This is a genomic window from Erythrobacter sp. S43 (assembly GCF_057364955.1).
This window is the reverse complement of record NZ_CP200285.1, coordinates 931,620-958,326: the sequence shown is the minus strand read 5'-3', so window position 1 is coordinate 958,326 and position 26,707 is coordinate 931,620. Positions and strand designations below refer to the sequence as shown.

Here is a 26,707-nt window from a genome sequence, read left to right as displayed (position 1 = left end):
GGCAATGAAGTAATGGCCAGACGGCGCAATTCGGTGACAATTCGCGAGGTTGCGGAAGATGCAGGAGTTTCTCTGCAAACCGTAAGCCGTGTCATCAATGACGAGCCGAATGTGCGCCAGCAAATGCGCGACCGGGTGCAGTCATCGATCGATCGGCTTGGTTATGTGCCATCGCTTGCTGCGCAAAGGATGAGCGGATCGCGTTCTTACATCATTCTGGCGTTGAACGACCGTGAGCGCACCATATCCGACTGGCGCGAACGGCAGGGCACAGACTGGGTCGACCAGATGCTTTTGGGCGGGATGCTGACGTGCTCGAAGCATGGCTATCGTATGATGATCGAGCTGGTCGACACCCACAGTGACCATGTCGAACGGGAGCTGGGGGCGACGCTTTCCGCGCTCCAACCTGATGGCGTGATCCTGACACCGCCTCACTCTGAAAACAGCCAGATCACAAGGCTTCTGGCCCAGCGCAACATCGCCTTCGCGCGTATTGGCTCCACCGATGAGGGGCCGGGCATCCGCCTTACCATGGGTGATGAAGGCGCAGCCTACGGCGCAACAAAGCGGCTGATCGAGCTTGGTCACACCCAGATCGGTTTCATTGCCGGGCCAAAGCAATACAGCTTGAGTGGCTGGCGTATCGCTGGCTGGGAACGAGCAATGGCGGAGCACGGTCTCGCAATTGAAGGCCTGTGTGAACGCGGCGATTTCGGTTTTGATTCGGGAACGAGAGCGGCGCGAACTCTGCTGCGGCAAGATCCCAAGGTCACAGCGATCATTGCCAGCAGCGACCAGATGACACTGGCCGCGTTGGAGGTTGCGCGTGATCGGCGACTGGAAGTGCCCCGCGATCTCTCACTGGTCTCCTTCGACAACACACCGATTGTGCGTTTCACTCAGCCTCCGCTTACCGCGGTTGATCAGCCGATCGCCGAAACCGTTTCCATTGCCGTCGAACACCTTATCAATGCGCGCAAAGAACCGGCGCAGTCTGGTGTGACAGATGTAAAGGCGCAGTTGGTTGAACGGGCATCGACTGGGCCAGCACCTAGCACCCGGTGACGCAACTCCAAAACAAAGCTGATAGACAACCGCTCTGGTTCATGGTCGCGTTCGCGCTGGCTGTGGGTGGCGGATCAGTTGCGTATGTTCCGCTCTTAACGGTGTTGCTGCCACTGAAAGTGGCTGCGCTGCAAGGCACCGCGGATGTGGGCGCACTTGCCCGCGTCACTTTCTTCGGCGCGGTGATCGCAAGTCTGGCGAATATAGCGTTTGGGATGTTGAGCGATCGCAGCGGCAATCGGGTGCCTTGGATCGTCGCAGGATTGGTGATCTCGACAGCGCTGCTGATCGCAATCGGGCGCGCTACCAGCATGGTAGAGCTGATCGTGCTGATCATGATTTGGCAGATCGGTCTGAACATGATGCTGGCGCCCTTGTTTGCATGGGCAGGGGATTGTGTGCCGCATAGCCAAAAGGGTCTCTTGGGCGGTTTCTTTGCAATTGCGCCGGCGTTGGGAGCGATTGCAGCGTCTTTTGTTACCTTCGAGGCTATTGTCGGCATCGAGTATCGGTTGCCCGTCGTTGCTGCGCTAGTCGTATTGCTGATGGCACCGATGCTCTTGTTTGGTCGGGGACTTGAACGCACCGAACTGATCAAGCCCGTTTACGAGCGACAGAGCGTCACACCCGAACAGCGCCAGTCTCGCGTTGTTGTCGTCCGTATGTGGATTGCGCGCTTTTTGGTTCAAATCGCGGAGGCAGGTCTCTTTGCGTTCGCCCTCTTTTGGTTGCGCTCTTTGGCGGAGGGCATCCATGAGAATACCGCAGCGAACATCTTTAGTTTGATCTTGATCATGTCGGTCCCGCTATCTTTGATGCTCGGGCGTTGGTCTGACCGGCATAATAAACCCCTTTCCCCGCTTATGTTATCTGCGGGTGTTTCAGCGATTGGCTTGGTCTTGATGGCTTTTGCCTATGACCTTACGTCAGCCATCTTCGGCTACGTTGTCTTCGGGATCGCCGCGACGATCTTCCTCGCATTGCACAGTGGGCAAACCTTACGCGTGCTGCCCAGACCCCAGAATCGCGGACGTGACATGGGCATTTTCAACCTGACGAACACGGTGCCTTCGCTGGTAATGCCCTGGCTGACGCTGTCACTGGTGCCATCGTTTGGCTTCGCGGCGCTATTCACTCTGTTTGCGGTTTTGGCTGCAATTGCCGCGCTCTTATTGGCGACCTTGCCCCATCGCGCGTGAAGCCTTGATTTTTCGTTTTGCTCATGCGACGAAAGCAATCTTGAGAACGTTCTCAATTGGGATCTTTTGAACGGACTTGAGCCTTTGGGAGGGGCTTTTCAAAAATGCGGAATTCTGAGCGGCTAATCGCGGCTTTTGCTCTTGCGAGCACTATGCTTGCAGGGTGCGCGCCAGCACCATTGGAAACGGCGGCAAATTCGACACCTGAAACGGCCGAGCTTGACCCGGCTGATGCGAAAATCGCCGATCTGATTTCGCGCATGAGCCTTGAACGCAAAGTTGCCCAGCTCATCCAGCCGGATATCTCTGCAATCACGCCCGCAGATGTTGAGAAATACCGTTTTGGCAGCGTCTTGAACGGCGGAAACTCGGGCCCGTACGGCAATGATCTTGCACCGAAGGAAGACTGGCTGAAGCTGGCTGATGAATTTTGGGAAGCATCGACCAAACCGCACGCCAATGGCGAACCGGTCATCCCGACAATCTGGGGCACAGACGCGGTTCACGGCCACGCTAACGTAATCGGCGCGACGGTGTTTCCGCATAATATCGGCCTTGGCGCGACCAACGATCCCGACCTGATCCGCCGCATCGGCAAAGCGACCGCGACCGAGATTGAGGTAACTGGCATCGACTGGACATTCGCACCCACCGTCGCGGTGGCCCGCGATGATCGGTGGGGCCGCACCTATGAAAGCTATTCGGAGGACCCCGAGTGGGTCAGCCGCATGGGCGTTGCCATGGTTGAGGGCCTTCAGGGCAAGCCGGGCGCGGAAGACTTTCTTGGCGTTGGCCGGGTGCTGGCAACGGCCAAGCACTTCTTTGGCGATGGCGGCACCGAACAGGGTGTCGACCAGGGCGATGTGAATGGCGATATCGAGGACCTGAAGAAGGTTCATGTCACGCCCTATCCGCCCGCGATTGATGCAGGGCTAGGTTCGGTCATGGCCAGCTTTAACTCGATCAACGGCAAGAAGATGCACGGCAACAAGGCGTTGCTGACTGATCTACTGCGCGGTGAGATGGAGTTTGACGGCTTGGTGGTGGGTGACTGGAACGGTCATGGCCAGATCAAAGGCTGCACCAACACCGATTGCCCGCAGGCGCTGCTGGCGGGTCTCGATATCTACATGGTGCCCGAGGACTGGAAAGGTCTCTACGAAACCACCCTTGCCCAGGTGAAAGACGGCACCATCCCGATGGCGCGTATAGATGAAGCCGTCGGCCGCGTTCTGCGTGTCAAGCAACGCGTCGGAATGCTGGATGGCGAAGTGAAGCCTTCGCTGCGTCCAAACTCGGGCGATTGGAGCAAGCTGGGTTCAGCCGAGCACCGTGGTATTGCGCGCGAGGCCGTCGCCAAGTCGATGGTAATCCTCAAGAACAACGGCGTCCTGCCGCTCAAAGACAAGGCGAATATCGTCGTCGCGGGCAGCGCGGCGGACAGCATCGCGCAGCAATCGGGTGGTTGGACAATCACTTGGCAGGGTGGCGGCGAGCTGACCAACAAGCACTTCCCCGGCGCTACTTCGATCCTGAGCGGATTGCGCGAAGCAGCCGAGGGCGCTGGCTCGGCGGTGACGTTTACGCCGGAAGGCGAAGCGACAGCCGGTAAACCTGATGTTGCCATCGTGGTGTTCGGCGAAGAACCCTATGCCGAGTTTGTAGGTGACCGGAAAAACCTTGCCTTCTCCGATGAAGAAGGGCTCAAACTGCTCAATAAGTACAAGGAGCAGGAGGTGCCGACGGTTGCCGTATTCCTCTCGGGCCGCCCGATGTGGGTGAACCGCGAGATCAACGCGGCAGATGCCTTCGTCGCCGCTTGGCTGCCTGGCAGTGAAGGCGCCGGCGTTGCCGACATCTTGTTCGGCAAGAGCGAAGCGACAGGCAAGCTATCATTCACTTGGCCGGCGACCTGCGAAGGCAACCCGTTAAATGGCGCGCAAGGGGCGCTGTTCCCGCTCGGCTTTGGCCGCTCACTGACCGACACATCGCCGCTTGCTCCTTTGAGCGAGGATTGCTCGGCCCTGACCGCAGGCGGCGCGTCGGACTGGTTCACGGCAGGCCGTCTGGCTGAACGGGTGAAAGCGCTTTCGAAAGGCACCGAGCTTCCTGATCTTCGCGGCGCTGCGGGCGGCGTGGTAGCGCGCGGGATTGATCGCAACGCTCAGGAAGACGCTCGTGAGATCCAGTTTGGTCCGGGCACCGCGCTCGAGTTCAGCGGTCCGCAGGGCGGCAACGCTTATCGCATCACCTACCTGGTCAATATGCGTCCGTCGGGTCCGGTTTCGTTGCAAAGCAATGGCAGCACGCTTGATATCACGCAGCAAATGTCTGTTGCCGAGGGTAAGGGCTGGCGCGAAATGGTTGTGACCGAGGCGTGCCTTTCCAGCCTGAGCAATGCACTGACGATCAGGTCGGACGCGCCATTTGCGATCCAGATTTCGTCCATTGCACGCGAAGACGCGGCGGATGGTGCGGAGTGTTCGTTCTAGTCACGCATTCGAATGTCTGTGGACGTCGCGGGGGAATGCGGTAGTCCATGGTGATCAATGATACCAATACGGGGGAGTAAAGAATGACGCTCGAGACCATCGATATCGTCATTATCATCGGGTACGCGATCGCGCTGCTCGGGATAGCATTGTTCGTGAGCCGCGAGCCGGCCGGGCATGACAAGAACACAGAGGACTACTTCCTCGCCGGCCGTGCGCTGCCCTGGTGGGCAATCGGTGCCTCGCTGATCGCGTCGAACATATCGGCGGAACAGATCATCGGTCAGTCGGGTGAAGGTTTCGCCATCGGCATCGCAATTGCCGCCTACGAATGGCAGGCCGCAATCGTTCTCTTGATCGTGGCCAAGTACTTCCTGCCGATCTTCCTCAAGCGGAAGATTTACACGATGCCGCAGTTCCTTGAGCAGCGTTACGGCGCGGGCGTCAAAAACCTGATGAGTGTCTTCTGGGTTGCGCTGTACACCGCGGTGAACCTCACTGCGGTTTTGTGGCTTGGCGGTTTGGCAATCGATACGCTGACCGGTTGGGGCGTCATGACGTCAATGATCGCTCTGGCTGCATTTGCGGCGATGTATTCACTTTATGGTGGCCTCAAAGCGGTCGCTCTAACCGACATTATTCAAGTCGTAATCTTGATCATTGGCGGTCTCGCTATCACCTGGTTCGCGCTCGATGCGCTTCCAGCTGACGGGGCTATCGGCGGCTTTGGTTATCTGTTGCAGGAAATGCCGGGGCACTTCGAGATGATCCTTGATGAAGGCGACAAGGGCTATGACAAGCTGCCTGGCATCTGGACGCTGCTCGGTGGTCTATGGGTACTGCACTTCAGCTATTGGGGCTTCAACCAGTACATCATCCAGCGTGCACTGGGCGCGGAGAACCTTGGCGAAGCGCAAAAAGGTTTGGCTTTTGCTGCCTTCCTCAAGCTGCTCGTTCCTTTCATCGTGGTCATCCCAGGCATCGCGGCCGTGATCCTAGCGCAGCAGGGTATGCTCGATGCCGACGCATTGGCCGAGAAATCGGACCGCACCTATGGTCAGCTGATGGGCTTTGCTCCGGCTGGTCTGCGCGGGCTTGTCTTCGCTGCGCTGATCGCGGCGATTGTCTCTTCGCTGGCTTCGATGATGAACTCGATCTCGACGATCTTTACGATGGACCTGTATCGAGTTTGGAAACCCGAAGAGTCGGAGCGGCACTATGTCATGGTCGGCCGGATCACGGCCTTCACCGCCATGGTCGTCGCGCTGATCCTCGCTCGCCCATTTCTCGGTGGCATGGAAAGCGCGTTCCAGACGGTTCAGGACTACACCGGCTATATCGCGCCGGGTATTGTGATAGTCTTCCTGCTCGGCTTCTTCGATAAGAAGGCGAACACGATTGGGGCCTTCACTGCATTGCTCGGCTCATTGGGTCTCAGCGTTGCTCTCAGTGAAATCCTGCCCGATCTCGAATTCATCATCCGCATCTGGATCGTGTTTGTGGTCTCGATCATCGCAGCGATGGTTGCGTCGCGCATGACTGGTGCGCCGGACGAAGAGCGGACGGTCAATCTGAAGGATATCGCATTTGCTACCAGCACATTGTTCAACACACTGGCGGCAATCACGGTGGCCATTCTGATCGGCCTCTATGTCATCTTGTGGTGATAGGCTAAGCCCCGTCTGGTGACAGACGGGGTGGACACCAAACGTATAGTCTTGGCCGGGGCGAGTGGCACGATTGGTCGTGCTGTCGCCTCGGCTTTGCGTTTGGACGGGCACGCGCTGACATGCCTGTCACGCTCTGACTTCGCCTCTGCGCAGGCACTTGCCAAGGCCGTGGGAGATGCGAAACCGGATACCGTTGTTTCCTGTATCGCTTCGCGCAGCGGCTCACCCAGAGATGCGCAAGCGGTGGACTATCAGGCCAACGCCGACCTACTGGTAGCAGCGGAAGCGACTGGGACGGGGCACTTCATATTGCTGTCCGCTATCTGCGTGCAAAGGCCGCGCCTCGCTTTCCAGCACGCCAAGCTGGCGTTCGAAGCCGAGCTGAAGGCCTCGCCTCTCGACCACACGATCATCCACCCCACCGCCTTCTTCAAATCGCTTTCGGGGCAGATCGAAAGGGTGCTTAGGGGCAAGCCGTTCCTGCTGTTCGGTAACGGCGAGCTGACCCGCTGCAAACCGATCAGCGATGCCGATCTGGCGCGCTTCATCGCCGATTGCGTCACAGACCCTGCGCGGCGCGGGCAGACCCTGCCGATTGGCGGACCGGGCCCTGCGATTTCTCCGAAACAGCAGGGCGAAATGCTGTTCCAATTGACAGGTAGAGAACCGCGCTATCGCTCGGTTTCGCCAAAGCTTTTCAAATGGGCCGCACGCATTCTCTCGCTCGGTGCGCCGGTCTCCGGATGGTTTGCCGAGAAGGCTGAATATGCGCGCATTGCCCGCTACTACGCGACCGAGAGCATGCTGGTGCTCGACCCCGATACGGGCGAGTATTCAGCGGATGCCACGCATGAATTCGGCAGCGACACGTTGCATCAGCACTATGCACGCATGATCGAGGAGTTAGAGAAGAAGTCATGAGTTCGGGCAGCCTTCTCTTCACCCTTGGTTCTTGCGTTTTCTTCATGGCATTGGTCGGTTGGATCAGCTGGCTGAAAACGCGCGGAACGGCGGACAGTAAAGATGGCTATTTCCTTGCCGGACGCGGGCTTGGCGCGACTTTCATCGCTGGGTCGTTGCTGCTTACGAACCTCAGTGCCGAGCAACTGACCGGGCTGAACGGTTCGGCATACGGCCACAACCTCTCCAGCATGGGGTGGGAAGTCACCGCAGCGGTGGCGACGATTGCGATGGCGCTGGTGTTCCTGCCCAAATACCTCGCGGGCGCATTCACCACCTTGCCGCAGTTCCTCAACGACCGTTTCGATCCGGGTGTCAGACGTCTTTCGGTGCTGCTGTTCATGCTCGGATACGGGCTCGTGACGATCCCGGGCGTGCTTTATGCGGGCTCACTCGCGGTGAATGCCTTCTTCGATATGGAGGCGCTCACAGGCCTATCCCCAATGGGAGCGTTGGTGTTCACGGTGGTGCTGATCGGGGTGGTCGGCGCAATCTACGCCGTGTTCGGCGGGCTTCGAGCGGTTGCTGTGTCAGACACCCTCAACGGCGTCGGCTTGCTTATCATCGGCATTCTCGTGCCGGTGCTAGGGCTGATTGCGCTGGGCGATGGCAGCTTCAGCGCAGGCCTCTCACAGATCACCACCGAAAATCCGGAGAAATTGAACGCAATCGGTTCCGCGACCGACCCGACCCCGTTTGGCACGCTGTTCACCGGCATGATCTTCGCCAACCTGTTTTACTGGTGCACCAACCAATACGTGATCCAGCGAACGCTCGGCGCGCGGTCGCTGGCTGAGGGGCAGAAGGGCGTGCTGTTCTCCGGCTTCTTCAAGATCATGGTGCCGTTCATGATGATGATCCCCGGCGTGATCGCGTTTCATATGTACGGGCCGGGACTGGGAAGCATCGATCAGGCTTATCCGCGCCTTGTCAGCGATGTATTGCCGTTCTGGCTTTCAGGCTTCTTCCTCGCGGTGCTGCTTGGCGCGGTGTTCAGCTCATTCAACTCGCTGCTCAACAGCGCGGCGACCCTGTTCAGCCTCGACGTTTACGCCCCTGCGCGTGGTGGGCAGGCGAGCGATGCCGAACTGGTTCGGGTGGCCAAGATCGCCAGCGTGGTCATCGCGCTCGCGAGTTTTGTTATCGCGCCGATGCTGGCGCTCGCGCCCGAGGGCCTTTGGCAGATCATCCGCATCTTCACCGGGTTCTACAACATCCCGACCATCGCCATCGTGATCGTCGGCCTGTTCACGACGCGGGTGCCCGCTTTGGGAGCGAAGATCGTGATCGTGTTCCATGTTATCGCATATGGCGTGATCCGGTTTGCGCTGGACGATGTGGTGACGCTGCACTTCATCCATCTCTACGCGGTGCTGTTCGTGATCGAGGTGGGGATCATGCTTGCCTGCGGCTGGCTGCGTCCGCGTGAGGAGGTTTGGGCATTCACCCGTAACGAGCAGGTCGACATGACCCCGTGGCCCTATGCCAAGCCGCTGGCTGTGACTTTGTTTAGCTGTGTGGTGGCAACCTACCTGCTTTTCTCACCCATGGGTGTGGCCAGCGGCGAAGGTCTGGGCGCGCTGTTCGGCGCTCTTCTTGGTGCGATTGGACTTGTGAACGCGCTGGTTTGGCGCCTCGCCATCCGGCGCGCGGCCTAAGCGATCAGCGAAGCCAGCACACGCCGCTTGCCTTCAAACGGGCGGCGGCCATGCATCACAAGGAAGTTGTCAACCAATGCAACATCACCCGCCTGCCATGTGCAATCGGCGGTCAACTCGTCCGCGATGGCGATGGCTGGTGCCATGTCCTCGTTGGTGATCAGAGTGCCATCGCCAAAGGTGATCGAGCGGTTCGGATCGTTGCGACTGTCGGCCCAGCCACGGAAGGCGGCGATAAGCTGGTTGAAGAAGGTCTTGCGGCCATCGGGTAGCGTTCGGACCGCATCAAGAACCGGAGTGGTGGCGCGAAGACTATCATCGTCCTGCCACTCCCAATCGTATCCGAGTTCGGCGAGCCGTGGCTCGGCGCCTGTGCGGTCGGTGACGCTCAAAGTGCTGCGCCAGCTTCGCCCTTGGCCAGATCCCGCATCGTCGCTTCCCGGCATGACGTTGGTGTAGCGAACACCATGTTCTTCGACCTTCGAGACGAATTCCGGTGCTTCCTTCGCAAGCCGCTCAAGCACCCAGTCCGACCGGCATAGCGGTGTCGCCCCGCCACTTTCGGGCGCGATCTCGCAATAAAAGAACAGTTTAGCCGGATAGAGAGGGGTCTGCGCCATCTCGTGGTGCAGGAATATTTCGGTCGTCGGCGGGGCTTCGTTGGCGGTGAAGACGCGCGGGGTCACATTGGTGCGCACTGCGTTGGAGAGCGAGTCCTCGTATGTGAAGCCGGGCTCGCCAAAGCCTTCGACCGCCGCATCGAACGCCTTCGGGTCGGGCACATCAAACCCGCGAAACAACAATGCGCCCGCGTCGCCGAGTGCCGCGTCGACTGCTGGCTTGTTGGCCCTGAGGAACGCGGACAGATCGCCGCCGCCGGTGATGATGGCTGGGAAATCAGTCATAGATTGGGTGGAATGTGTTGAAGGCCGCTTCGGTGAAGACGCCGGGGTCGTTAAAGCGACGGTTCTGGTTGAGTGAATTGATTGCCATCATCTCGACCGATGAGAGTTCGAAATCGTCGATGTCGAGGTTTTCGCGCATACGCTCTGGCTTGGTTGTTTTGGGAATGACTGCCGTACCCCGCTGGATGCCCCATTTGAGCAGAATTTGCGCGGGCGTCTTCCCATGCGCCTGCGCCGCGACCATCACCGGCGCGGCACCCAACAGGCTCTCGCCAGCTTCCGCCATGTTGAGCTCGAAATAGCTTTGCGCGCCGAGCGGGGAAAAGGCGGTGACGTCGATACCGTAACCCTTGGCGCAGCGGATCAGCTTTTCTTGCGTCAGATAAGGATGCGCTTCGATCTGGAGCATGGCTGGCTGAATGCGCGCATAGGTCATCAGATCGTGGATCAGGCCCGTGTTGTAGTTGCACACGCCAATGTGCTTCACGAGGCCCTTGTCGACCAACGCTTCCATCGCCTCCCATGTCGCTTGCAGCGGCACCTGCGCTGGGTGCATTTTGGGTTCGGCAGCGTCGGGATCGTGCAGCCACTCAGGCGGATAGCGCGTTTCAATCGGCACGAACTCAAGCGCGATCGGGAAGTGGATCAGGTAGAGGTCGAGATAATCGAGTTGCAGATCATCGAGCGTCTTGCGGCACGCCATCTCGACATGCTCGGGCGCGTGAAAGGTGTTCCAAAGCTTGGAGGTGATCCAAAGCTCGTCGCGCGTCACCAAGCCTTCGGCCATCGCGCTCGCCAGTCCCTCGCCGGTCTGCATCTCATTGGCGTAATCGGCGGCGCTGTCGAAATGGCGGTATCCCGCGCGCACGGCTTCGACGACGGTGTCGGCAGTGTCATCCTGCGGAATCTTCCAGAGGCCAAATCCTTGGCGGGGCATATTCTGAAGCAAGTCTAGTCCTCGAAACTGATGTTAACCGGCTGGCCGGTGGCGATGCTTTGCTGGGCGGCGGCGCCCATGACGACCGAGCGATAACCGTCGCGTGCATCGATTAGCGGCGGTGAGCCGTCAACCAAGGCCGCATGAAAATCGCGCTGCTGGAAGAAAGTCGCGCCGTGGTGAGATCCGGCGGCGAGGGCGTCCGGTGGTGTAGCGACGGTCTCTACATGTGGTGCGGTCCAAGTGGGGAGGCGCTGGCCATCGGGTCCAACTTGCCCGGCGCGCGGTGACCAAGTGACCTCGCCAATCGGCAGCTTCACCTCAAGCTTGCCGACAGGGCCGACCGCGCTGATTTCTTCCTGTTGCTCAGCCCCTTCGGCGAACATGCACAGATCGAGCAACGCGCGTGCGCCGCTTTTGAAATCAACCGTCACAAGAGCATTGTCGAGAATATCGGGCGCAGCGCCGTCGTATGTCTCGTCGAGGTGGTTCACGTCTTGCGCACCGGAGGCAAATACTCGCACCGGCTCATCGCGCAGCATATGGCGCATCAGGTCAAAGAAGTGGCAGCACTTCTCCACCAACGTCCCGCCAGTGTTAGCGTTGAAGCGGTTCCAGTCACCGACCTTCTCCAGAAACGGGAAGCGGTGCTCGCGGATGGCGAGCATCTTGATGTCGCCCGCTTCGTCCGCATGAACCCGCTCGATAAAACGCGTGACCGGGGGCATATAGCGGTATTCGAGCCCGACCCAGAATAGCTTGGGGTAGTCTTTCGCTGCCTTCGCCAACGCTGCCGCATCTTCGACGGTGGTGCACATCGGCTTTTCGAGCAGCACCGCACAGCCTGCGTCCATGACCGGGCGAACCGCAGCGAAATGGGTGAAGTTGGGCGAGGCGATGATGACCGCATCGGGTTTGACCTCGGCCAGCATCGCCTCGGCGTTATCGTAGAGCGCAATCGTCTGCCCCAGCGCTTCGGCCTGCTTCTGCGCGGCTTCGCGAGAGCCCGCGTCAGGATCGGCAATTGCGACCAATTCGGCACCATCCACCAACGCCAAATTGCGCATATGCTCGCGGCCCATCATGCCGCAGCCGATAATGGCGTAGGTTCGCGTATCGCTCATGGTCAGAGCGCCGTAATCGAAACGCCTGCGGGGTCAATCACTTCGCCGATCAGATCGAATGTCACCGGCATGGCCGAGTAGTTGAAGGCGAAAAGATGGCTGGCCGTTCGGCGCACACGCAAGCCCTCGGGCAGGTCCATCAGGTCAAGCCCAGCCTCTCCGCCGATGCGTGCAACCAGCATATCGAGCAGGCTGCGATCCGGCCATGTTGCGCAATAGCGGATGTTTGCGTTGGGAAAGACGACGCCGCTCCCGTCTTTGAGGGCGAATTCGGGACTTAGTTCAGTTTGTACATCCTCAAGCCAGCGGATCGCGGAAAAGCCGTTTCCTACATTTGAAACATTGTTTCGTAGGGATTCGACGCGGGTCACAATGAGCGGGATAACGCGTTGCAATTCGCCTGGTGCGAGGTCTGGCGGTATGCAAAAGCTGTCGGTTTTGCTGCCTGATCGCGGTCCGATGAGGACAGAGCATGTCAGGTCACTTAGCTTCTCAGCAAAGCCATCGGGTACGATGGGCAGTGTCGGGATGAACACTGCCTTGTAGCCCAATAGGTCCGCATCGGGGCTGACAATATCGACGTCGAGACCGCGTCGCCTCAGGGCCGAATACCATTCATAGACAAGCTCCAGATAGCGGAAGCTTATTCCCTGTGGCTGGATGCCGCACACCCACGCGGCCTCATAGGAAAAGACGATAGCGACCTGAGCTTGCGCGATCTCTTGCGGTCCAATCTCTCCAATAACCTGCGCCGCCTCGCGCGCTTCGTGTGCGGCTTCGGCATCGCTGCCATCGGGGCGCAGAAGCCCAGCGTGCATCTGCTCCTGCGCGAAAGGCGCCTGCCGCCAGCGGAAGTAGCTGGTGAATTCCGCCCCGTGCGCCATCGCTTCCAGCGTCCACAGCGCCACCATCCCATCCAGCGGGGCAGGGTTGAACCGCGCCCAGTTTACTGGCCCCGGCTGCTGCTCGATAATACCCCAGCGTCCATTCGCGCAGCCGCGATAAAGATCGTGGTGGAAGGCGGCGATGTCGGGATGCCCTTGCCGAAGATAATCTCGTTTTTCTTCATCTGAGAACCAGAACTGCTCTAGGAAGCCAAGCGGGTAGCTGTCCCATGTCGCCACATCGAGATCGCGCCCGACATCGTGGTGATCGAACTCTGTGAAGAAGCCCATGAAGTTGTGCGTGATATCGCGTCCGGGGGACTTGGCCCGAAGGATATCAACCTGCTCGCGGTTGAAATTGACGACTTCGTCCGAGGCGAAGCGGCGATAGTCCAACCAATGCGCGGGGTTTGCTTCGGTCACGGTCAGATGCGGCGGATCGACCTCGCCAAAGCTGCGATATTCCATGCTCCAGAAGACATTGCCCCACGCGGTGTTGAGCGCATCCACGTCCTCGTACCGCGCCGCCAGCCATTCACGGAAGCGTGCGGCGGCCGCCTCGGAGAAGCTCAGAACCGTATCGTGGCAGCCATATTCATTGTCGGTCTGCCAAGCGACTATTGCAGGGTGCTCGCCATATCTTTGCGCCACCGCTTCGGTGATCCGGCGGCTTTCGACGCGGTATCCCTGATGGCTGAAGCAATAATGGCGCCGCGATCCGAACCCGCGCGGTTTGCCCCGTTCGTCAATCGCGACCATATCCGGCATGGAATCGACCAGCCATTTGGGCGGCGTCGCGGTGGGGGTGCAGAGCATGATCTGCAATCCGGCGTCGGCCAAGGTTTCAACCGCGCGATCGAGCCAGTCCCAGTCATACCGCCCGGGCTCAGGCTCAATGCGGCTCCATGCAAACTCCCCGATCCGCACCAGTGAAAGGCCGATATCGCGCATCCGGCGCGCATCATCGGCCCACTTGTCTTCGGGCCAATGTTCGGGAAAATAGCAACAACCAAGCTTCATAGCGTGATCGTTTCGGAGCCTCTTGGCATCATTGCAAGCACGATTGCTGCTTTGGTGCATTTACACATATAAAAATATCTTTATATCCACTCTTATGACCGTGGAAACGATCTTCAAAGCGCTGGCCGATCCCACGCGTTTGCGCATCGCCCGCTTGCTCTCGACCATGGAGCTGGCGGTGGGCGAATTGGCGCAAGTGCTGGGACAAAGCCAGCCGCGCGTCTCTCGCCATGTTGGCATCCTTTGCGACGCCGGCCTTGCAGAGCGCCGCCGCGAAGGCAGTTGGGTGTTCCTGCGTTCTACCACGGGCGCGGACACATCGAGCCCGATTGTCGAAGCGGTCGAGCAATTGCTGGCGACGGCAGAACAGGAAAACGCTGACTTCGCCAAGCAATGCGAAGATGACCGACGCAAGCTTGCTGCGATCCGCACGTCTCGTGAAACATCAGCTGAAGAGTACTTTGCTCAGCACGCTGGCGAGTGGGACGAACTGCGCGCGCGGCACAGCGCCGATGCCCATGTCGAGCAAAGCCTGCTCGAAACTCTCTCTGAAACGCCGCTGGGTCATGTGCTTGATATCGGCACGGGAACCGGGCGTATCGCCGAGTTGTTTGCCGATCATGCTGATCACGTCGTTGCTCTCGACAAGAACCTTGAAATGCTCCGCGTCGCGCGCGCCAAGCTGCAACACCTTCCCGCCGCACAGGTCGAGTTGGTGCAGGGCGACTTCACCGATTTGCCATTTGCCGAAAGCGCGTTCGACACTGTGGTGCTGCATCAGGTGCTTCACTTCGCGCAGGATCCGGCGATCCCTTTGGCTGAGGCGGCGCGTGTCACACGAGCCGGTGGCCGCATCGCCATCGTCGATTTCGCCGCTCACACGCAAGAAGAATTACGCAGCCGCCATCAGCACGCCCGCCTTGGTTTTTCTGACCGCCAGATGCGCGATCTCCTGCGCAATGCCGGCTTCACCGCGCGTAGTCCGATAGCCCTCGATGAAGGCGAATTGACCGTCAAAATCTGGATCGGTCAGCGCCGTGAAGATCAAGCACCCCCTCACTCAACCCCCGCCAAAGAGCAAACCGCATGAACACCCCGACCCTCGACCAACTTCAGGAAGCAAACACCGCGCTGGGCGCGCCGCTGTTTTCCGGCCTGCCAGGCGATATCGATATCAGCTTCGAGTTCTTCCCGCCCAAGACCGAGAAGATGGCCGAAACGCTTTGGAACAGTGTCGACACACTCGCTCCATTGGGCCCACGCTTTGTGTCGGTCACCTATGGCGCAGGTGGCACCACGCGCGAGCGAACCCACGAGCAGGTCGTCCGCATCCAGAACGAGGCAAACATCCCTGCAGCAGCGCACCTCACCTGCGTCAACGCGACGCGTGAAGAAGTGGACGAGGTCGCGCGCCATTATTGGGAAGAGGGCATCCGCCATATTGTCGCTCTGCGCGGTGATCCGCCTGACGGTGCCTCGCATTACACCCCGCATCCGGGTGGTTACGAGAACGCGGCGGATTTGATCGCTGGCCTGAAAAAGGTTGCCGATTTCGAGATTTCTGTCGGTGCCTATCCCGAAGTGCATCCTGACTCTCCGGATGCGCAGTCGGATATCGACAACCTGAAGGCGAAGTTTGACGCTGGTGCTGACCGCGCGATCACGCAGTTCTTCTTCGATCCCGAATGCTTTTTCCGTTTCCGGGACAAGGTTGCGGCGGCTGGCATTGATGCGGAGATTGTGCCGGGCATCATGCCGGTGATGAGCTTTGCGGCGGTTCAACGCATGAGCGGCATGTGCGGCACCGACATTCCGGCATGGATGGAGGGGCTGTTTGATGGTCTCGACGAACGCCCCGCTGCGCGCCAACTGGTTAGCGCGACCATCGCGGCGGAGCTTTGCCGCAAGCTCTATGCAGGCGGCTCGCGCCAGTTCCATTTCTACACATTGAACCGCGCAGAGCTGAGCTATGCAATCTGCCACATGCTGGGCAAACGCCCGGTTGGAGCATCGGCATGACAGCGCGGGAACAATTGAACACCGCAGCCGCCGAGCGCGTGCTGATCTTTGATGGCGCGTTCGGGACGCAGATTCAGGAACGCAAGCTGACCGAAGAGGATTACGCAGGCAGCCTAGGCCTTAATGCAGATCAGAAGGGCAACAACGATATCCTCGCTCTCACGCGGCCGGATGTGATCCGCGATATCACTCGGTCCTATCTGGATGCGGGATCGGATGTGATTTCGACCAATACGTTCTCGGCCAACCGCATTTCGCAGGCTGACTATGCTGCGGAGGATCAGGTCGAAGCGATCAATATCGCGAGCGGCCAGATCGCGCGCGAATTGGCAGACGAATATGCTGCCAAAGATGGCAAGCCGCGCTTCGTTGCAGGCGCCATTGGCCCGACCAATAAGACACTTTCGCTCAGTCCCGATGTCGAAGACCCCGGCTATCGCGAGATCGATTTCGACGAGCTGACCGCTGTCTACAAAGAACAGGCCGCGGCGCTGATCGAGGGTGGGTGCGACTTCATCCTGATCGAAACGGTGTTCGATACGCTCAATGCCAAAGCCGGGATCATGGCGTGCAAGCAGCTTGAGGCAGACTTGGGCCGCGAGGTGCCCGTGATGATCTCTATGACGCTGACCGACCTTTCGGGCCGCAATCTCTCAGGGCACACAGTGGAGGCGTTCTGGTATGCCGTGCGCCATGCAAAGCCGGTGACCATTGGTCTCAATTGCAGCTTTGGCGCGGATCAGCTGCGCCCGCACATCCAGTCTCTCTCCGGCCTCGCGGACACTCTGTTGATGGCGTATCCGAACGCTGGCCTGCCCAATGAGCTGGGCGAGTATGACGAGATGCCCGAGACGACAGCGGCGCTGGTGAAACAGTGGGCCGAGAACGGTCAGGCAAACATTTTGGGCGGCTGCTGCGGTTCGTCCCCGGCGCATATTCAAGCGATTGCCGATGCGGTGAAAGATCTGCCCCCGCGCAATGTGCCTGATCCGGAAACCGCGATGCGATTGGCGGGGCTTGAATCCTTCGTGGTGCCCGCCTGATGACACAGCAGAACAGTTCCGCGCGCTTCATTAATGTGGGTGAGCGCACCAATGTCACCGGCTCGGCCCGGTTCAAAAAGCTCATCATGGCGGATGATTACACCACCGCCGTCGACGTCGCGCGCCAGCAGGTCGAAAACGGCGCGCAGGTGATTGACGTCAATATGGACGAAGGCCTGCTCGACGCAGAGCATGCGATGACGACCTTCCTGAAGTTGATCTCGGCAGAACCGGATATCGCCCGCGTTCCGGTGATGATCGACAGTTCAAAATGGGACGTGATCGAAGCTGGCCTGAAATGCGTTTCGGGCAAGCCGATCGTGAACTCGATTTCGATGAAGGAAGGCGAGGAGCCGTTCCTCGAACAAGCGCGCAAATGCATAGCCTATGGCGCGGCGGTTGTCGTTATGGCGTTCGACGAGGTCGGTCAGGCGGACACCAAAGAACGCAAGGTCGAAATCTGCAAACGCGCTTATGAACTGCTCGTGGGCGAGGGTTTCCCGCCGGAAGACATCATTTTCGATCCCAACATCTTCGCAGTGGCGACGGGGATCGAAGACCACGACCGCTACGGCCTCGATTTCATTGAAGCGGTGCGCGAGATCAAAAAGCAGTGCCCCCACGCCAAGACCAGCGGCGGGCTCTCCAACCTATCTTTCAGCTTCCGTGGCAACGAAACCGTGCGCCGCGCGATGCACTCCGTGTTCCTGTACCACGCTATCCCCGCGGGCCTCGACATGGCTATCGTCAATGCGGGCCAACTCGATGTGTACGACACGATTGATCCGGTGCTTCGGGATGCCTGTGAAGACGTAATCCTCATGCGTCCGGTTGAAGGCGAAGAGACCGCGACCGAGCGGCTCATCAACCTCGCAGAGAGCTTCAAAGGCAAATCCAAGGAAGACGACAAGCAAGCCGCCGAATGGCGCGGTTGGCCGGTTGAAAAGCGTCTGGAGCACGCGCTCGTCAAAGGCATCGACGCGCATATTGTCGACGACACAGAGATTATGCGCGCTGCGACGTCAGAGGCAGGCGGGCGTCCGATCGAGGTGATCGAAGGTCCGTTGATGGACGGCATGAATGTCGTCGGTGACCTGTTTGGCAGCGGCAAGATGTTCCTGCCGCAAGTCGTTAAGTCCGCGCGCGTGATGAAGAAGGCGGTCGCGCACCTCATCCCCTTTATCGAGGATGAAAAAGAGGAAGGCGCCAAGGCCAAAGGCACCATCATCATGGCCACGGTAAAGGGCGATGTGCACGATATCGGCAAGAATATCGTCGGCGTCGTGCTTCAGTGCAACGGCTACGAAGTGGTCGATATGGGCGTGATGGTCCCGTGGCAGGATATCCTGAGAGCCGCGAATGAGAACAACGCCGATATGATCGGGCTTTCGGGCCTCATCACCCCATCGCTGGATGAAATGGTGACCGTCGCCGAAGAGATGCAGCGCGCCGATATGTCGATGCCGCTGCTGATCGGCGGAGCAACCACGTCCAAGGTTCACACCGCGCTGAAGATTGACCCGTCCTATGAAGGGCCGGTCATCCACGTCCTCGACGCCAGCCGCGCGGTGGGTGTGGCCTCCAAACTTCTCTCCGACACTCAGCGCGAAGAATTCGTCGGCGAAACTGCAAACGATTATGTGAAGGTGCGTGAAGCGCGCGAGGGGAAATCGAAAAGCGTGTTGCTCTCCATCGAGGAAGCGCGCGCCAACCATTACGACGCCTATCTCAGCGACAAGCCTGCGCCGCCCTTGCAGCCGGGCGTGCACACGTTTGATGACTGGGATCTGGCAGACCTGCGCCAGTACATCGACTGGACGCCGTTCTTCCGCGCATGGGAACTGCACGGGACATTCCCTGCAATCCTCAATGACGAAGTGGTCGGCGAAACCGCAAGCCAGCTGTTCGACGATGCCAATGCCATGCTCGACCAGATCATTGCGGAGAAATGGCTGACTGCGCGCGGCGTGGCGGGCTTTTGGCCCTGCGCGCGCGATGGCGACGATGTGACCATCCACCGTGTCCGCCGCGAGGAACACGTTGTGCTCCCTTTCCTTCGCCAGCAAGTGAAGAAGTCGCGCGATCGCGCCAACATGTGCCTTGCCGACTTTATCGATCCCGATGGCGACTGGATTGGCGGTTTTGCTGTCGGCATTCACGGGATCGAGCCGCATATCGCGCGTTTTCAGGCGGACAAGGACGATTATTCGGACATCCTTCTGAAGGCTCTCGCTGATCGTTTTGCCGAGGCCTTTGCTGAGCGTCTCCATCTGCACACTCGCACCGATCTGTGGGGTTATGCGCCGGGTGAGCAACTAACCAATGAGGCGCTGATCAAGGAAGAATATCGCGGCATTCGCCCTGCACCCGGCTATCCGGCGTGCCCTGATCATTCACTGAAGCCGATCCTGTTTGAACTGCTTGAAGCGGAGCAGAACGCCGGGCTGACCTTGACCGAGAGCTTTGCCATGTGGCCCACTGCCGCGGTGTCGGGCTTCTATTTTGGGCATCCTGAGGCGGAGTATTTTGGCGTGGCGCGTATCGGGCGCGACCAGCTTGAAGAATACGCGCAGCGGCGCGGCGTTGATCTGGAAACTGCCGAACGCTGGCTGAGACCGAACCTCGATTGAGGCGCCCGCGATTGGAACGCATCCGTCCCTATTCGCATTGGCTGTGGCTCAGCGTTGGCGCGCTGGTTCTCGCTTTTGTAGTCACCCTTTTCGCAGTGCCCAAAGACCCGTCCACGTGGGGCAGCCTTTGGTTCCTGCCCGGCGTCGGCGTGATCGGCGCGATCATCGCCAATGCCAGCGGGACCGGCGGCGGCGTGGTGTTTGTTCCGGTGTTCAACGCCTTGCGGGGCGCAGGCGAATGGCAGCTTGATCCGCTGCGGGTCACCGCCGTCTCCATGGGCATTCAGGCGTTCGGGATGAGCGTCGGCGCGCTGCGATGGACCGATCGGTTGCTTCACCAGCCTGCTTTGCCTGCTGGCTCAACGGAGGCGTCGACGCGCTTGGCTGACTATGCCGTCGCTTGCGCAATGGTTCTGGCGATTTCGCTGCCCCTGCAGCTTCTGACTCAAGCCTTGGCGCGCGTTGATGGTGGCACGATCCTTTATGCCTACAAGGTCTTTTCCATCGCGTTGGGCGCGGCGCTGATTATCGCGACATGGACGGTGAACCGAGACGCACCCGAACGGAGGCAACTGGAACGGGTGGATTACATCGTCCTCGCGCTGCTCTCGGTCCCCGGCGGGTTTATCACTGCGCTGTTCTCGGTCGGGATTGGAGAATTGGTCGCGTTCTACCTGTTCCTGCGCCACTTCCCCATGGTGCTGGCCGTCGGCACCGCCTGCGTGATCTCATCCATCAGCATGATCGTGGGCACGCTGGTCAATGCGCAGGCCGGGATCATCGCGTGGGACATTGTACTGCTCGCTGCCCCCGGAGCGATGGTTGGCGCGCTTCTGGCCCGCCCGATCGCCCTGTGGCTTGGCCCGCGCAAGCTCAAAACGGCGGGCGGAGTTTGGATTATTCTCTCGGCGCTCTATTTGCTGTTGGCGCAAGTGAGTTAACGCACCAAAGAAGGCGTGGGTCTTGTTTTCGATGGCCTGCCGCGCGATGCAATCCGCATGATGAAACGCCTCGCAGCTGCCATCCTCGCTATGGCCATACCCGTTTCCGCCTGCGCGACCACGCCGGGCCAAGGCGAGTTGGCACAGTCTCCCGCCACTGTTGTCGTCGCATTTGATCGCGAAAGCATCACTCCGCTGATCGTTGAGGGCGTGCGCAACAAGGAGAGCGGCGAACCGGTCGAGGCCAATGATCCGGTGCGCATTGCCAGTATTTCCAAGCTGATCATGGCGCTGGCGACGTTGCGCCTTATGGATGAGGGCAAGGTCGATCTGAACAAGGACGTTGGCGACTATCTCGGCTGGCAGGTCCGCTCTCCGCACCATCCCAAGGCCAAGGTTACTTTGGCTCAATTGCTCGGTCATCGCTCGGGGCTGCGCGACAGCGCTGGGTATGTGATCCCGCTGGGCGAAAGCCTTGAGGCCAAGCTGAAAGACCCGGCGGCATGGTACGCGGATGCACCGCCGGGCGAGGCTCCGTTTGCATACGCTAACCTTGGTTCGCCGGTGGTGGCGACAGTGCTCGAAGCGGCTACGGGGGATCGGTACGACCACATTCTCCAGCGCACCGTGTTCGGGCCGCTTAGAGTGGAGGCGTGCACCAATTGGGTCGGGTGTTCAGAGGACATGCAAAAGCGCGCGGTCACCCTTTACCGCAACACCGGCGAAGTCGCGCGCGATGAGCCCGCTGACCTCCCACCCAATTGCACCGTGCCGGTGGCAGAGGGTGTGGAGTGCAATCTCGAAGCCTACGTGCCTGGCACCAACGCCTCGATCTTCTCGCCGCAGGGCGGGGTGCGGATTGGGATGATGGATTTGGCCAAGATCGGGCAGGAGATGCTCAAGCCCAAAAATGAGAATTTCCTCTCCGAACTTGGTGTGAATGCGGTACTGTTTTCGCTTCTCCAGTCTACTGACGGACAACAGTTCTTTTGCCGATACGGGCTGGGCTTTCAGATTATCGAAGGGTCAGGAAAGGCGTGCGTTGATCAACTCTTCAACGATGGTCTGATGCGCTTTGGCCATGCGGGGGAAGCATACGGTCTTAGGTCTGGCCTTTGGTTCAATCCGAGCGTGGGTACAGGCTTTGTCTATTTTATAACGGCCGTTCCTCCGCGTGAGGGTCCCGAGGATGAAGGCGGATTCAGCAAGCAGGAACTGGACCTGATGAAACGTGCGCAAAATCTGCTCGCGACCAAAGAATCCAAGTGAGCGCACGATAATTTCACGGGTCACGCGCTGGCCTGTGAAAAGCGGCTGAATCGTTCATTTGTGCGATTGACGCACCCCTTCGCATGCGCAACATCGGCAATGCCTACCAGAAGTGATTCTGGCGTCTTTCGCGGGAGAGACTGGGTTCATTCGTAAGGGTGGATTTGGCGCCGAAGGAGCAACCGCCCCGGAAACTCTCAGGCAAATGGACCGCGAGGAGACTGGCACTCTGGAAAGCGCTTCGAGCTGCTGCTCGAAGCCACCGAAGGGGAGGCGGGTAATCACTCGCTGAAGCTCTCAGGTTTCCCGACAGAGGGGGCAGGAACGGCGCACCAATCGGTGCGTTCTTGCACCTGTTCAGGGATACGATTTTGAGCGACGAAAACCCAGAAGAAGCTATGCCGCTTGCGAAACTGCCGCTGGATGCGTGGCACTGTGCGCGCGGGGGCAAGATGGTCCCATTTGCGGGCTATGATATGCCGATCCAGTATGCGGGCGAGCATGGCGGGATTGTTGCCGAGCACAACTGGACACGGGACAGCGCCAGCCTGTTCGACGTCTCCCATATGGGCCAACTCGCGCTGAAGGGTGATGACGCCGCGCATGAGCTCGAAAAGCTGCTGCCCGGCGCGATCTCAAACCTCAGGCCGGGCAAGATGCGGTATTCGCTGCTGCTGACCGAAGCGGGCGGGGTGATTGACGATCTGATGGTCACCAACACCGGCCCGCACCTCGCATTGGTGGTCAATGGTGCGTGCAAGTGGGACGACATTGCTCACCTGCGCGAACATCTGCCTGATGACATCACGCTGACCCATTTCGATGATTTCGCGCTGCTCGCCTTGCAGGGTCCGAAAGCCGCAGAAGTTCTGGAAGGCATCCTTCCGGGCACCAGCGAACTGACCTTTATGACCGCCGGCCTTTTCGAGTTCGAAGGCGGCCATGTTTGGGTCAGCCGCGCGGGCTACACAGGCGAAGACGGGTTCGAGATATCGGTCCACAACAGCCTCGCCGAAAAGCTCGCCGATGCGCTGGTGGCCGATGACCGCGTGAAACCCGCCGGTCTTGGAGCGCGCGATAGCTTGCGGCTCGAAGCAGGTCTGCCGCTCTATGGCCATGACCTTGATCTGAACATGGACCCGGTCACCGCCGATCTTGCCTTTGCGCTTTCCAAGAAGCGCCGCACCGAAGGCGGGTATCACGGGCACAAGGCAGTCGCCGCACGTTTGGCCGAGGTTGAAGCGGGCACGCTCGCCCGCAAACGCGTTGGCCTGTTGCTCGATGGCCGGATGCCCGCACGCGAAGGCGCCGATGTCTATTCCGGCGACAACAAGGTCGGCACCGTCACCAGCGGCGGCTTCTCGCCCACGCTCGGGCGGCCGATCGCCATGGCCTATGTCGACAGCGCTTACACTGCCGATGGCACCGAATTGGAATGTCAGGTCCGCACCAAAAGGCTGCCTGCCGCCGTATCACCTATGCCGTTTGTTCCGCATCGCTATTTCAGGGGAAAATAATCAATGCCACGCTACTTCACTGACGAACACGAATGGATCGACATCGAAGGCGAAACCGCCACTGTCGGCATCACTGACTACGCGCAGGAACAGCTGGGCGATATCGTGTTTGTGGAACTGCCCGATGTGGGCGCGATGCTCGATAAAGACGGCGATGCGGCGGTGGTCGAAAGTGTGAAGGCGGCAAGCGACGTCTACGCCCCGATCACCGGTGAAGTGATGGAAGGCAATTCCGCGCTCGAAGACGACCCCGCGCTGGTGAACTCTTCGCCCGAGGAAGACGGCTGGTTTTTCCGCATGACCATCGGCGACAAGGACGAGCTTGAAGGTCTGATGGACGACAAGGCGTACAAGGCGTTCGTCGATAATCTTTAATTGTACGCCCCAATCCCGAACACGGGACGGAGCACCGGAGTAAGAAATGCGTTACCTCCCTCTCACTGACACCGATCGCAGCGATATGCTGGCCAAGGTTGGCGCTGCCTCGATTGACGATCTGTTTGTCGATGTGCCCGAAATCGCGCGGCTTGATGGGCCGATCCGCGATCTGCCGATGCATGCGAGCGAAATGGCGGTTGAGCGCCATATGACCGGCTTGGCGCGAAAGAACCTTGCTGCGGGCGATGCGCCATTTTTCCTCGGCGCAGGCGCATATCGCCACCACATTCCGGCCAGTGTCGACACGGTCATCCAGCGTGGCGAGTTCCTTACCGCCTATACGCCGTATCAGCCCGAGATTGCGCAGGGCACGCTGCAGATGCTGTTCGAATTCCAGACGCAGGTCGCGCGACTTTATGGCTGCGCGGTGGCGAACGCGTCTTTGTACGATGGCTCGACCGCGTGCTGGGAAGCGGTGGCGATGGCAACCCGAGTGACGAAGAAGAAGCGTGCGGTTCTCTCCGGTGCGCTGCATCCGCATTATTCCGAAGTGGTCAAGACGATGGCGCACTTCACCGGCGACACCATCGCCGACGCGCAGCCCGCCATTCAGGCCGAGCCCGACCTGTCGGGCCTGATCGCGCGGATCGATGACGAAACCGCCTGTGTCGTCGTGCAATATCCCGACATTCTGGGCCGTGTCAGCGACCTTACCCCGCTTGCCGAAGCCGCCCATGCCAAGGGTGCGTTATTGGTGGCCGTGAACACCGAGCCAGTGGCTCTGGGAGCGGTGAAATCACCCGGTGAAATGGGCGCGGATATTGTCGTGGGCGAAGGTCAGGCGCTGGGCGTCGGCCTGCAATTTGGCGGGCCGTATCTTGGCCTGTTCGCGGTGCGCGACCCCAAACATGTGCGCCAGATGCCGGGCCGGTTGTGCGGTGAGACTGTGGATGCCGAGGGTAAGCGCGGTTTCGTTCTGACGCTTTCCACCCGCGAGCAGCATATCCGCCGCGAGAAGGCGACTTCGAACATCTGCACCAACAGCGGTCTGTGCGCGCTGGCCTTCACCACGCATATGACTTTGTTGGGTGAAAAGGGCTTGCGGCAATTGGCGGCGGAGAACCACCGTCTTGCCTGTGTGGCCTCGGATCGTCTGGCGAAAGTGCCGGGCGTAAGCGTGCTCAACAACGCCTTTTTCAACGAATTCACGCTTATGCTCGATGGTAAGCCCGCACGCGATATCGTGCGCGATCTCGCCGATCGCGGCGTGCTGGGCGGTGTGTCGCTCGGGCGTCTCTATCCGGGTGTTGAAGCGCTGGAGCACGCGTTGCTCGTCACTGTGACCGAGCTTACCACCGATGACGATATCGAGACCCTTGCCACCGAGCTCGAAGCACTCGTGAAGGAGCCAGCCTGATGAACGCCCCGAACAAATCTGGCTGGAAGCCTTCGATGGAAGTCAGTGAAGATGGCCTGCACAATGGCCCGCAAACGACGACCGGCAACCGCGCGTTGATGCTCGAAGAGCCGCTGATCTTCGAGATTGGCCACGCGGAGACGACCGGCGTTGACCTTCCTGAAGCAGACGCCAGTGCGCCGAACCGCCTGGGTGGTCTGGAACGTGCGGACACGATTGGCCTTGTCGGCCTGACCGAGCCAGAAACGGTGCGCCACTACACGCGCCTGAGCCGCCAGAATTACGGGATCGACCTCGGTTTCTTCCCGCTTGGCTCGTGCACCATGAAGCACAATCCGCGTCTGAACGAGAAGATGGCGCGGCTCCCGGGCTTTGCCGATATTCACCCGCTTGCGCCGCAGCAATCGGTGCAGGGCGCGCTGGAGGTGATCGACCAGCTTGGCACATGGCTCAAGACCCTGACCGGCATGCCGGGCGTCGCGATGAGCCCCAAGGCGGGCGCGCATGGCGAGCTTTGCGGTATCCTCGCGATCCGCGCTGCCCATGAGGCCCGCGGCGATGCGCGCGAAGTTGTTCTGGTGCCGGAGAGTGCGCACGGCACCAATCCTGCCACGGCCGCTTTCGCGGGCTACAAGGTCGAAGATATCCCCGCAACGCCTGAAGGCCGAGTGGATGTAGAGGCTCTCAAGGCTCGCCTCGGCCCCGATGTTGCGGCGGTGATGATCACCAACCCGAACACATGCGGTCTGTTCGAAAAGGACTTTCGCACCATCGCCGACGCCGTCCATGAAGCGGGCGGTTATGTCTATTGCGACGGCGCGAATTTCAACGCCATTGTCGGGCGCGTGCGTCCGGGTGATCTTGGCGTCGATGCGATGCACATCAACCTCCACAAAACCTTCTCCACCCCGCATGGCGGTGGTGGTCCGGGCTCTGGTCCAGTGGTGTTCTCCGAAGCGCTCAAGCCATATGCGCCGCTGCCATTTGTGCGCTCCAATGATGACGGCACGTTCGAATTGGTCGAAGAAGAAGGACGCGAGGCTTCGCGCGGCCAGAGCTTTGGCCGGATGACCGCGTTTCACGGCCAAATGGGCATGTTCACCCGCGCACTGACTTATATGCTCAGCCACGGTGCCGATGGACTTAAGCAGGTTGCCGAGGATGCGGTGCTCAACGCCAATTACATCCTGCGCAGCCTGGAGGACATCCTATACGCCCCCTACGCCGATGCTGGCCCGTGCATGCACGAGGCGCTGTTTGGCGATAAGGATTTCGGCGGCGATCTCTCCACGTCTGATTTGGCCAAGGGCCTGATCGACGAGGGGTATCACCCGATGACGGTGTACTTCCCGCTCGTGGTCCACGGCTCGATGCTGGTCGAGCCGACCGAGACCGAGAGCAAGGCGACCATAGACCAGTTCATCACTGCGTTCCGCCATGTTGTCGAACGCGCTCTGGCCGGGGACGAGACGCTGAAGCAAGCGCCCTATTATGCACCACGTCGACGTCTGGACGAGACGATGGCAGCGCGTAAGCCGAAGCTGGCATGGACCGAACCAGCGGAGTAATCCGCAGC

The 26,707-nt window shown here is 59.8% G+C and carries 20 protein-coding genes and 1 riboswitch; of the genes, 16 read left to right on the top strand and 4 right to left on the bottom strand.

From position 1 onward, the window contains the following. Positions 1-12: 12 nt before the first annotated feature. The 6 genes from AC0V6K_RS04705 to AC0V6K_RS04680 all read left to right on the top strand — a co-directional run bounded on the left by AC0V6K_RS04705 (position 13) and on the right by AC0V6K_RS04680 (position 9,047). Complete coding sequence (locus AC0V6K_RS04705; RefSeq protein ID WP_472625247.1) at positions 13-1,068, top strand: LacI family DNA-binding transcriptional regulator; 1,056 nt, start codon at positions 13-15, stop codon at positions 1,066-1,068. Between the two features lie 311 nt (positions 1,069-1,379). Continuing rightward, positions 1,380-2,267 (top strand): MFS transporter, encoded by an 888-nt coding sequence (locus AC0V6K_RS04700; RefSeq protein ID WP_472625246.1) that lies wholly within the window; start codon positions 1,380-1,382, stop codon positions 2,265-2,267. A gap of 104 nt (positions 2,268-2,371) precedes the next feature. After that, positions 2,372-4,759, top strand: coding sequence for a glycoside hydrolase family 3 protein (locus tag AC0V6K_RS04695; RefSeq protein ID WP_472625245.1), 2,388 nt, complete (start codon positions 2,372-2,374; stop codon positions 4,757-4,759). Between the two features lie 83 nt (positions 4,760-4,842). After that, complete coding sequence (locus AC0V6K_RS04690; protein ID WP_472625244.1) at positions 4,843-6,426, top strand: sodium/sugar symporter; 1,584 nt, start codon at positions 4,843-4,845, stop codon at positions 6,424-6,426. Positions 6,427-6,444: 18 nt separating this feature from the next. After that, positions 6,445-7,350 (top strand): NAD(P)H-binding protein, encoded by a 906-nt coding sequence (locus AC0V6K_RS04685; protein WP_472625243.1) that lies wholly within the window; start codon positions 6,445-6,447, stop codon positions 7,348-7,350. After that, positions 7,347-9,047 (top strand): solute:sodium symporter family transporter, encoded by a 1,701-nt coding sequence (locus tag AC0V6K_RS04680; RefSeq protein WP_472625242.1) that lies wholly within the window; start codon positions 7,347-7,349, stop codon positions 9,045-9,047. Before AC0V6K_RS04685 ends, AC0V6K_RS04680 begins: the two co-directional genes overlap by 4 nt. On the opposite strand, the gene AC0V6K_RS04675 is transcribed toward AC0V6K_RS04680, so the two are convergent. From AC0V6K_RS04675 to AC0V6K_RS04660, 4 genes are read right to left on the bottom strand one after another with little or no spacing between them, the layout of a single operon-like run. Then, on the bottom strand, positions 9,044-9,952 hold the full coding sequence (locus AC0V6K_RS04675) for a TauD/TfdA family dioxygenase (protein ID WP_472625241.1): 909 nt from the start codon (positions 9,950-9,952) through the stop codon (positions 9,044-9,046). The two genes, AC0V6K_RS04680 and AC0V6K_RS04675, sit on opposite strands and share 4 nt — an antisense overlap. After that, a complete protein-coding gene (locus AC0V6K_RS04670; RefSeq protein ID WP_472625240.1) occupies positions 9,945-10,889 on the bottom strand; it encodes an aldo/keto reductase in 945 nt (314 codons plus the stop codon). The genes AC0V6K_RS04675 and AC0V6K_RS04670 overlap by 8 nt, the downstream gene beginning before the upstream one ends. A gap of 14 nt (positions 10,890-10,903) precedes the next feature. Further along, complete coding sequence (locus AC0V6K_RS04665; RefSeq protein ID WP_472625239.1) at positions 10,904-12,013, bottom strand: Gfo/Idh/MocA family protein; 1,110 nt, start codon at positions 12,011-12,013, stop codon at positions 10,904-10,906. A 2-nt stretch (positions 12,014-12,015) separates the two neighbouring features. Beyond that, a complete protein-coding gene (locus tag AC0V6K_RS04660; protein ID WP_472625238.1) occupies positions 12,016-13,917 on the bottom strand; it encodes a beta-galactosidase in 1,902 nt (633 codons plus the stop codon). Positions 13,918-14,011: 94 nt separating this feature from the next. Here AC0V6K_RS04660 and AC0V6K_RS04655 point away from each other — a divergent pair, with 94 nt between their 5' ends. The 10 genes from AC0V6K_RS04655 to gcvPB all read left to right on the top strand — a co-directional run bounded on the left by AC0V6K_RS04655 (position 14,012) and on the right by gcvPB (position 26,699). After that, positions 14,012-15,007 (top strand): ArsR/SmtB family transcription factor, encoded by a 996-nt coding sequence (locus tag AC0V6K_RS04655; RefSeq protein WP_472625237.1) that lies wholly within the window; start codon positions 14,012-14,014, stop codon positions 15,005-15,007. Next, positions 15,004-15,936 (top strand): methylenetetrahydrofolate reductase, encoded by a 933-nt coding sequence (gene metF / locus AC0V6K_RS04650; protein WP_472625236.1) that lies wholly within the window; start codon positions 15,004-15,006, stop codon positions 15,934-15,936. Before AC0V6K_RS04655 ends, metF begins: the two co-directional genes overlap by 4 nt. Beyond that, on the top strand, positions 15,933-16,979 hold the full coding sequence (locus AC0V6K_RS04645; protein ID WP_472625235.1) for a homocysteine S-methyltransferase family protein: 1,047 nt from the start codon (positions 15,933-15,935) through the stop codon (positions 16,977-16,979). The genes metF and AC0V6K_RS04645 overlap by 4 nt, the downstream gene beginning before the upstream one ends. Next, positions 16,979-19,609: a methionine synthase gene (metH, locus tag AC0V6K_RS04640; protein WP_472625234.1), complete on the top strand. Its 2,631-nt coding sequence runs from the start codon at positions 16,979-16,981 to the stop codon at positions 19,607-19,609. Before AC0V6K_RS04645 ends, metH begins: the two co-directional genes overlap by 1 nt. 11 nt (positions 19,610-19,620) lie before the next feature. Further along, entirely contained in the window at positions 19,621-20,550 is a 930-nt protein-coding gene (locus AC0V6K_RS04635; RefSeq protein ID WP_472625233.1) for a sulfite exporter TauE/SafE family protein, read from the top strand. Positions 20,551-20,565: 15 nt separating this feature from the next. Then, positions 20,566-21,819 carry a serine hydrolase domain-containing protein gene (locus AC0V6K_RS04630; RefSeq protein ID WP_472625232.1) on the top strand — a complete coding sequence of 418 codons (1,254 nt, stop codon included), beginning with the start codon at positions 20,566-20,568 and terminating at the stop codon, positions 21,817-21,819. A gap of 121 nt (positions 21,820-21,940) precedes the next feature. Next, positions 21,941-22,042: riboswitch (glycine riboswitch) on the top strand. Positions 22,043-22,190: 148 nt separating this feature from the next. Next, on the top strand, positions 22,191-23,336 hold the full coding sequence (gcvT, locus tag AC0V6K_RS04625) for a glycine cleavage system aminomethyltransferase GcvT (protein WP_472625231.1): 1,146 nt from the start codon (positions 22,191-22,193) through the stop codon (positions 23,334-23,336). Positions 23,337-23,339: 3 nt separating this feature from the next. Continuing rightward, positions 23,340-23,711 carry a glycine cleavage system protein GcvH gene (gene gcvH / locus AC0V6K_RS04620; RefSeq protein ID WP_472625230.1) on the top strand — a complete coding sequence of 124 codons (372 nt, stop codon included), beginning with the start codon at positions 23,340-23,342 and terminating at the stop codon, positions 23,709-23,711. A gap of 46 nt (positions 23,712-23,757) precedes the next feature. Next, positions 23,758-25,131, top strand: coding sequence for an aminomethyl-transferring glycine dehydrogenase subunit GcvPA (gene gcvPA, locus AC0V6K_RS04615; RefSeq protein WP_472625229.1), 1,374 nt, complete (start codon positions 23,758-23,760; stop codon positions 25,129-25,131). After that, positions 25,131-26,699, top strand: a complete 1,569-nt coding sequence (gene gcvPB, locus AC0V6K_RS04610; RefSeq protein WP_472625228.1) for an aminomethyl-transferring glycine dehydrogenase subunit GcvPB — start codon at positions 25,131-25,133, stop codon at positions 26,697-26,699. Before gcvPA ends, gcvPB begins: the two co-directional genes overlap by 1 nt. Positions 26,700-26,707: the final 8 nt, after the last annotated feature.

Coding starts and splice junctions, on each gene's coding strand:
- AC0V6K_RS04705 (WP_472625247.1), top strand. CDS start 13: ATGGCCAGACGGCGCAATTCGGTGACAATTCGCGAGGTTGCGGAAGAT.
- metF (WP_472625236.1), top strand. CDS start 15,004: ATGAACACCCCGACCCTCGACCAACTTCAGGAAGCAAACACCGCGCTG.
- metH (WP_472625234.1), top strand. CDS start 16,979: ATGACACAGCAGAACAGTTCCGCGCGCTTCATTAATGTGGGTGAGCGC.
- AC0V6K_RS04700 (WP_472625246.1), top strand. CDS start 1,380: ATGGTAGAGCTGATCGTGCTGATCATGATTTGGCAGATCGGTCTGAAC.
- gcvPA (WP_472625229.1), top strand. CDS start 23,758: ATGCGTTACCTCCCTCTCACTGACACCGATCGCAGCGATATGCTGGCC.
- AC0V6K_RS04655 (WP_472625237.1), top strand. CDS start 14,012: ATGACCGTGGAAACGATCTTCAAAGCGCTGGCCGATCCCACGCGTTTG.
- AC0V6K_RS04675 (WP_472625241.1), bottom strand. CDS start 9,952: ATGACTGATTTCCCAGCCATCATCACCGGCGGCGGCGATCTGTCCGCG.
- gcvH (WP_472625230.1), top strand. CDS start 23,340: ATGCCACGCTACTTCACTGACGAACACGAATGGATCGACATCGAAGGC.
- AC0V6K_RS04660 (WP_472625238.1), bottom strand. CDS start 13,917: ATGAAGCTTGGTTGTTGCTATTTTCCCGAACATTGGCCCGAAGACAAG.
- AC0V6K_RS04695 (WP_472625245.1), top strand. CDS start 2,372: ATGCGGAATTCTGAGCGGCTAATCGCGGCTTTTGCTCTTGCGAGCACT.
- AC0V6K_RS04665 (WP_472625239.1), bottom strand. CDS start 12,013: ATGAGCGATACGCGAACCTACGCCATTATCGGCTGCGGCATGATGGGC.
- AC0V6K_RS04670 (WP_472625240.1), bottom strand. CDS start 10,889: ATGCCCCGCCAAGGATTTGGCCTCTGGAAGATTCCGCAGGATGACACT.
- AC0V6K_RS04680 (WP_472625242.1), top strand. CDS start 7,347: ATGAGTTCGGGCAGCCTTCTCTTCACCCTTGGTTCTTGCGTTTTCTTC.
- gcvPB (WP_472625228.1), top strand. CDS start 25,131: ATGAACGCCCCGAACAAATCTGGCTGGAAGCCTTCGATGGAAGTCAGT.
- AC0V6K_RS04690 (WP_472625244.1), top strand. CDS start 4,843: ATGACGCTCGAGACCATCGATATCGTCATTATCATCGGGTACGCGATC.
- AC0V6K_RS04645 (WP_472625235.1), top strand. CDS start 15,933: ATGACAGCGCGGGAACAATTGAACACCGCAGCCGCCGAGCGCGTGCTG.